Source organism: Bacillus sp. MYb78 (genome assembly GCF_002975115.1).
Lineage (GTDB): Bacteria > Bacillota > Bacilli > Bacillales > Bacillaceae_G > Bacillus_A > Bacillus_A cereus.
On sequence record NZ_PCOB01000053.1, the window covers coordinates 1 to 5,446 of the forward strand.

The following is a 5,446-nucleotide window of genomic DNA, read 5'->3' on the forward strand; positions in this document are numbered from 1 at the left end:
TTCTGTTTCTTTTTAGGTTGTAATTTACCAGTGATTTCATCTTGATTTTTCTTTGTCATGTTTGATATATTAGTCCTATATGAATTGCTTAAAAAAGGGTACACGAATCCCTTTTTCGGACTTGCTCCTTCCTTGGTAGTTATTGTTTTTAATTCGACACTAAAAATGATAAATCTACCCGCCGGAAATAGCAAGTCTTTTTTTTCGAAATCCCTTGTGTATCAAGGGATAAAAGAATACATAGGCATCAATTTCCGTGCGGAAATAGTTACCTATGTATTAAAGAAAGAAGAAAACCGTATTTTTCGTGTCCGAAAAACCATAAAAAAATGCCCTTCAATCCACTTCGTGGACAAGGGCATTTTTTCTTTTAAAAACAAAAATTATTCCTATCTCTCAGCCTCTTCATTTTCACTTCTAAGCGTTTTTCAAACAACTTATAATATTTTCTCTTTAAGAATTACACATCAATCCCCTATACCTCAAAAACATATATTTCAGAACACGTTCGAAGTGTTGCCATGAAAAAATCGAGAAATTCTCGAACTTTACCTGCTAATTAGAATAACAGGTAACTCCCTTTACACTTTCTTTGTCTAAATAAAACAAATTCAAGCAAGGCTCTACAATCTTCCCTATCTTTTGCAATGAAATATAAATTTGTTTACATATTTCTAAAAATGAGTATAATTGTATTGACGGTTAATACGTTATAACTGTTATAACATTCTAACTAAACGTCATAATAATACAGAAAGACTAAACACAACAAACAAAAGAGAAAACTAAGAAGACCGAAAAAACCAAAAGCAAACAAACAAAACAAACATAAAATCACACTATATAATTCGAAAAACTCAATACAAACACAAAGTGGCAATTAGACTACGACAAAAAATAGTGTGGCAAATTCCAAGGAGGAAGTCCAAATGACAGCAAACACTCGCCACATGGAAACACAAAAAATCGAACGTAAAGTTACTAAAATCGGCAATTCTTTAGGTTTAACATTACCGCAAGAATTTTACACTACTCTAAATATCAAACAAGGTGACGTTGTAAGTTTAGAAATTAACGAAGAAAACGAACAAATCGTTATAAAAAAATCCAAAAAAATTTCTATGCCAGAGGATCTCAATCCTAAGTTCTTGGAATCGTTAAACAGAACCATCAATAAATTTGACGGTGCATTTAAAGATTTGGTAAACAGATAATTATCCTTCAGGCGTGGAGGAAAGTAGGAAAACCGAAATGACAATTTATATAACAGAAACTCAAGCTATTTTTATCAATGAAACACTTATCGACATGTATTCACCTAATGAACAAAGAGGTGTTAAAGATACAGGGTTATTACAATCAGCAATATACCGTCCACAACAAACAGTAGCACAAGAGGATGCATATCCGACTATCTTCCACAAAGCCACTGCATTATTTGAATCATTGGCTAAAAACCACGCATTCTATAATGCAAACAAAAGAACGGCATTAGCTTGCCTAGAAATGTTTCTGTTATACAATGAGTACGAATTAAAAATGTCCGAACAAGAATCTTCAGATTTCACTGTTAATGTAGTAGAACAGAGATTATCTTTTGAAGAAATCTTAAAAATTATAAAAGAAAACTCATCAAAATTACCTTTAAATTAGAAAAAGACGTGGGATTTAACCACGTCTTTTTTATTAAACAAACTATCTTCAAGGATGTTATACAAGGCTCTACAATCCTCGCTATATTATGCAAAACAAGTTCCGCTAACGCTACACATCTAAAGAAAAAAGAGACTCACACAGAGCCTCCTAACATGCCATTATTCTTTATCTTCCAAAGATACTAATACAACATTTTCATTCATATCACGCAAACGTTCACTTATAGCTCTCAGACCTCCACTAAGTCCCATAATTTGATCATTCATTTCCTTGATAAGTTCTCCAATTCCAGCTAATTGTTCATCCTTACGATCATAATCATCAATTTTCATCGTCAATTCCAAAATCCTACATGTCTCTTCAATCGTTAAATTATTTTTCTTAGCCAATTCCTTTACAGTACCTATAAACTTAACTCCATAACTATGAAAATATTCCATCCTTGGTTGTTGATTAAATAATGTTCCCACACTATCTCTCCAATCCCTGGTCCCAATTTTTCTGTTGGCTTCTTCGTACTTGTTTTAATCTCTTTTGTTGTTCTTCATGCTCTTGTTTGTGATTCAAGAACTTTTGAGCACCCTTTACTTCATCATCACCAGCAAAATGTCGTTTTAAAAACTTGCGATTCATCTTGTCCAGTATACTCCCCTTAACATAACCAATCACCCCTGCGAGTTCAGGAAGCTTCTCCTTATACATCTCTTTCACTCGCTCCAACGTTTTCTTAAGAAAATCATTTGCTTCCTTCAACCCTCGATTCTCTCTTTTCAAGTCTGTTACTTGCCTTTCTAAAAAACGTTGCCCCTTATATAAATCATCTTTTTCACGTTCAATCTTAATCTTTTCATTTTTAAGGCGTCTATTTTCGTTTCTAAGAGACTCAGAAGACTTAGCTAATGATTTTATACTATCGAAGTCTTCTGAAGCAATCTCGACCATTTTAGAGCGTATGAACCCGCCTTTTTCTTTGACTGGAATCTCATCTACACTTTTCGCTTGATCTAAAGACGATGCTAAATCATAAAGACGACTATCTATTTCTTTCTTTTCCTGCTCTAACTTCTCTATTTCTTGTTGCAAACTCACCGCTTTAAACCGCTGCGTCGATAAATGTTTCCTGTCGCTAGAAACACCACGCTCTATATCAAATCCCTTTTCCTTCACATGTTCATAGATTTTATCTTGTAGATCATGAAGCTCTGATTTGTTTTTAAAAAATGAATACGCTGATAGTTTTTGTTTTTCATTAACCGGAACCATGCCCACATGCATATGAGGTGTTTTTTCATCAACATGTACTGAAGCATATACAAAGTTCTCTTCTCCATATCTCGCCTTTAAAAAACAAACAGACTCTTCAAAGAATCGTCTCTGTTCCGCTTGAGATAAAGAATTCATATAATCAGGACTAGCCGAAATCATAAACGAACAACAAACAACAGCATCTTTCCGAATCGCACGATTAGATACAACACCATTATCAATTCGATTTTGAATGAATTTCTTATAATCCACTTTTCTTTTATCATGAATAAGATCATAATTCTGTTCCGTTCGTTCTTGAATAATGTCTGAATTTGAATGACTTTCTTTTTCACGCTGATTATGTATTTGTAATCCTTTCACATCTGTCATCTTGAATTTTTGCATATGACAAACCATGAATTTTGACATGGGCATCGCTCCTTCTTCGGTCGTAGTTCCATGTAAACTGTAGCACACTACAGTTTACTGCGTAAACACGTGTGCCCTACGGGACATTTCGGCGACCGCCGAGCCATGACAGGCATGGCAAAAGAATTATGGGCTTTGCCCAAACCCACAAGGGAAACTCTTCCCCTTGACCCCTTTCAATCGAACTCCCCAACCCCTCAATCCTTGAGGGACTCCCTCGCCGGTAGGCATCCCCAAAACATGGTTTTGGGAAGAACAAGAGGGTCTTGGTCGAAGTTACCTATCAACTCCTTAATGCTCCATCATTTCGCTATCGCTTCATTCCGTCCGCTTACCGTTGACAGGTACCATAAATACTCCTCCCCCTTTTAAAATCTGACATCCATATATTAAAAAGTCTCTTTTTATATTCACCGCCCCACCGATCTATGGGAATTTTCTTGTAGTGAAATAACTACTTCCTCTACAAACATATTTTTTTGTTTTACAGGAAGAGCTTCAGCTTTTTCTATTCTTTCAAACACCCCAAAAACATTAATACAATCACATTTTCTATTAGAATCACTATAAGAATAGCCATAGGGTAAAACTACAGATATTCGTATATTCATTCCTAGACCCATTCAAATAAAAAAGAGCATAAGGAAACCGAATCCCACTTTGTACAAAAAGTGGTGAAATAGACTGTGCCTATTGGGTTTCTCATGCTCTACTTCAGGGAAGCGATTTTCCCTAAAGTATGCGTCCTCTATACGTTTAAAAACGTTTAGTATGTATTCTGCATGTGCTTTGCATACACCATGACAAATAAAAAAAGAGCCCCACAAATAGGAACTCTTTTTTCATTACTCATCAATTCCACCATTTCATTTTACTGCATTACGATAATCACACATAAAGTTAAACAAAATCACGAAATATCTGCCTACCTCTCATCTTCCAAGATGTTGACGCACCTAGCAAGCCTATAATTTCATTTACCATATTCATGTGATAACAAACAGAAAAAGAAAGAAAAAGACAGTCATAAAAGTTTGCCGAAATTTAAAATAAGCATATAACCCTACCAAAAACCATATGCGAATATAACCTGTTTTCCACTAGCAAATATTAATACCGATTTCATCATACACAAGCTATCTAAAGATAGAATAGCCCCTAAATTATTTTGTCTCACTATCGTCTGGAATATATTCAATTAAATCCGATAGTTTAACATTTAACTTTTCACAGATCGGTAGCAATGTATCTATTCGTAAAGATGACACATTGTCGTTACGCCACAACTTATTGATAGAGTTACGACTTACCCCTGTCATCCTAACCAACTCTGCAACATTATCTATATTCTTTACCGCCATAATCACACGGAAGTTATTTACTACTTTCATTTTTTATACTCCTTTTTCTCATGAAATATACATGCTTTTTTCTTATAAGGGCACTTTTGTGCAAAGAATAGTTGTTTTTTAACCTTTTAAACACAACTTTAGCACTTTATAAAACATTTTTAAACCTGTATGGAATAAAAAATCATATTATGCACTATTTCATACTTCATTTAAATTAAAGTTAATTTATATACATATAAGGTTATTTATTTTATTTATTTAAACTAATTTAAAACCTATTTAAATTAAAACGTTCAAAATATGCATTATTTCATACTTTATTTGTTGAAAAATTAACCTGATAAAGTTAATATTAATCAAAGTAATATAGATTTTTAATGATTGGAGGTCATTTCTTTGGCATATATAATATCAAAAAAAGTAAAAGGAAACATTTACTTTTATGTAGCCCAATACGTTGGAACACAACCATATTACTCAAAGCAATACAAATATAAATGCATTTACGCAATCGGCAATCAAAAAATAGCTTTAGAAAGAATCGCAATGTGGCTATTAGATAACAACCGTATACCAAAAGAACTACTAGAAATCGGAGTATCCATAAACGATGTGAAATATTGGTATGAAAAAGTTGAAAAAACATTACAGAACTACTCTTTAACTAACCATAAAAACACCTGAAAGGAGCATTACTATGGCATTTCTAACAAATTACAAAGCAAACGGAAAAAGATACTTTTATGTAGAAAAATATGTTG

At 33.5% G+C, this 5,446-nt stretch carries 6 protein-coding genes; 3 read left to right on the forward strand and 3 right to left on the reverse strand.

Translation table 11 applies throughout. The features are described from left to right. The first annotated feature begins 929 nt into the window (after positions 1-929). Both CQ064_RS32700 and CQ064_RS32705 read left to right on the forward strand, forming a co-directional pair. A complete protein-coding gene (locus tag CQ064_RS32700; RefSeq protein WP_000126403.1) occupies positions 930-1,214 on the forward strand; it encodes an AbrB/MazE/SpoVT family DNA-binding domain-containing protein in 285 nt (94 codons plus the stop codon). 37 nt (positions 1,215-1,251) lie between these two features. Next, entirely contained in the window at positions 1,252-1,653 is a 402-nt protein-coding gene (locus CQ064_RS32705; protein WP_000158319.1) for a type II toxin-antitoxin system death-on-curing family toxin, read from the forward strand. A gap of 161 nt (positions 1,654-1,814) precedes the next feature. Here the strand turns inward: CQ064_RS32705 and CQ064_RS32710 are convergent, their stop codons facing one another. The 3 genes from CQ064_RS32710 to CQ064_RS32730 form a co-directional block, all read right to left on the reverse strand. Next, positions 1,815-2,096, reverse strand: a complete 282-nt coding sequence (locus tag CQ064_RS32710) for a hypothetical protein (RefSeq protein ID WP_003273526.1) — start codon at positions 2,094-2,096, stop codon at positions 1,815-1,817. A gap of 31 nt (positions 2,097-2,127) precedes the next feature. After that, entirely contained in the window at positions 2,128-3,333 is a 1,206-nt protein-coding gene (gene mobV, locus CQ064_RS32715) for a MobV family relaxase (protein WP_000033078.1), read from the reverse strand. A gap of 1,163 nt (positions 3,334-4,496) precedes the next feature. Then, on the reverse strand, positions 4,497-4,724 hold the full coding sequence (locus CQ064_RS32730) for a helix-turn-helix domain-containing protein (RefSeq protein WP_000869766.1): 228 nt from the start codon (positions 4,722-4,724) through the stop codon (positions 4,497-4,499). 357 nt (positions 4,725-5,081) lie between these two features. Between CQ064_RS32730 and CQ064_RS32735 the strand changes: the two genes are divergently transcribed. Beyond that, complete coding sequence (locus CQ064_RS32735) at positions 5,082-5,369, forward strand: hypothetical protein (protein WP_000323412.1); 288 nt, start codon at positions 5,082-5,084, stop codon at positions 5,367-5,369. Positions 5,370-5,446 lie beyond the last annotated feature (77 nt).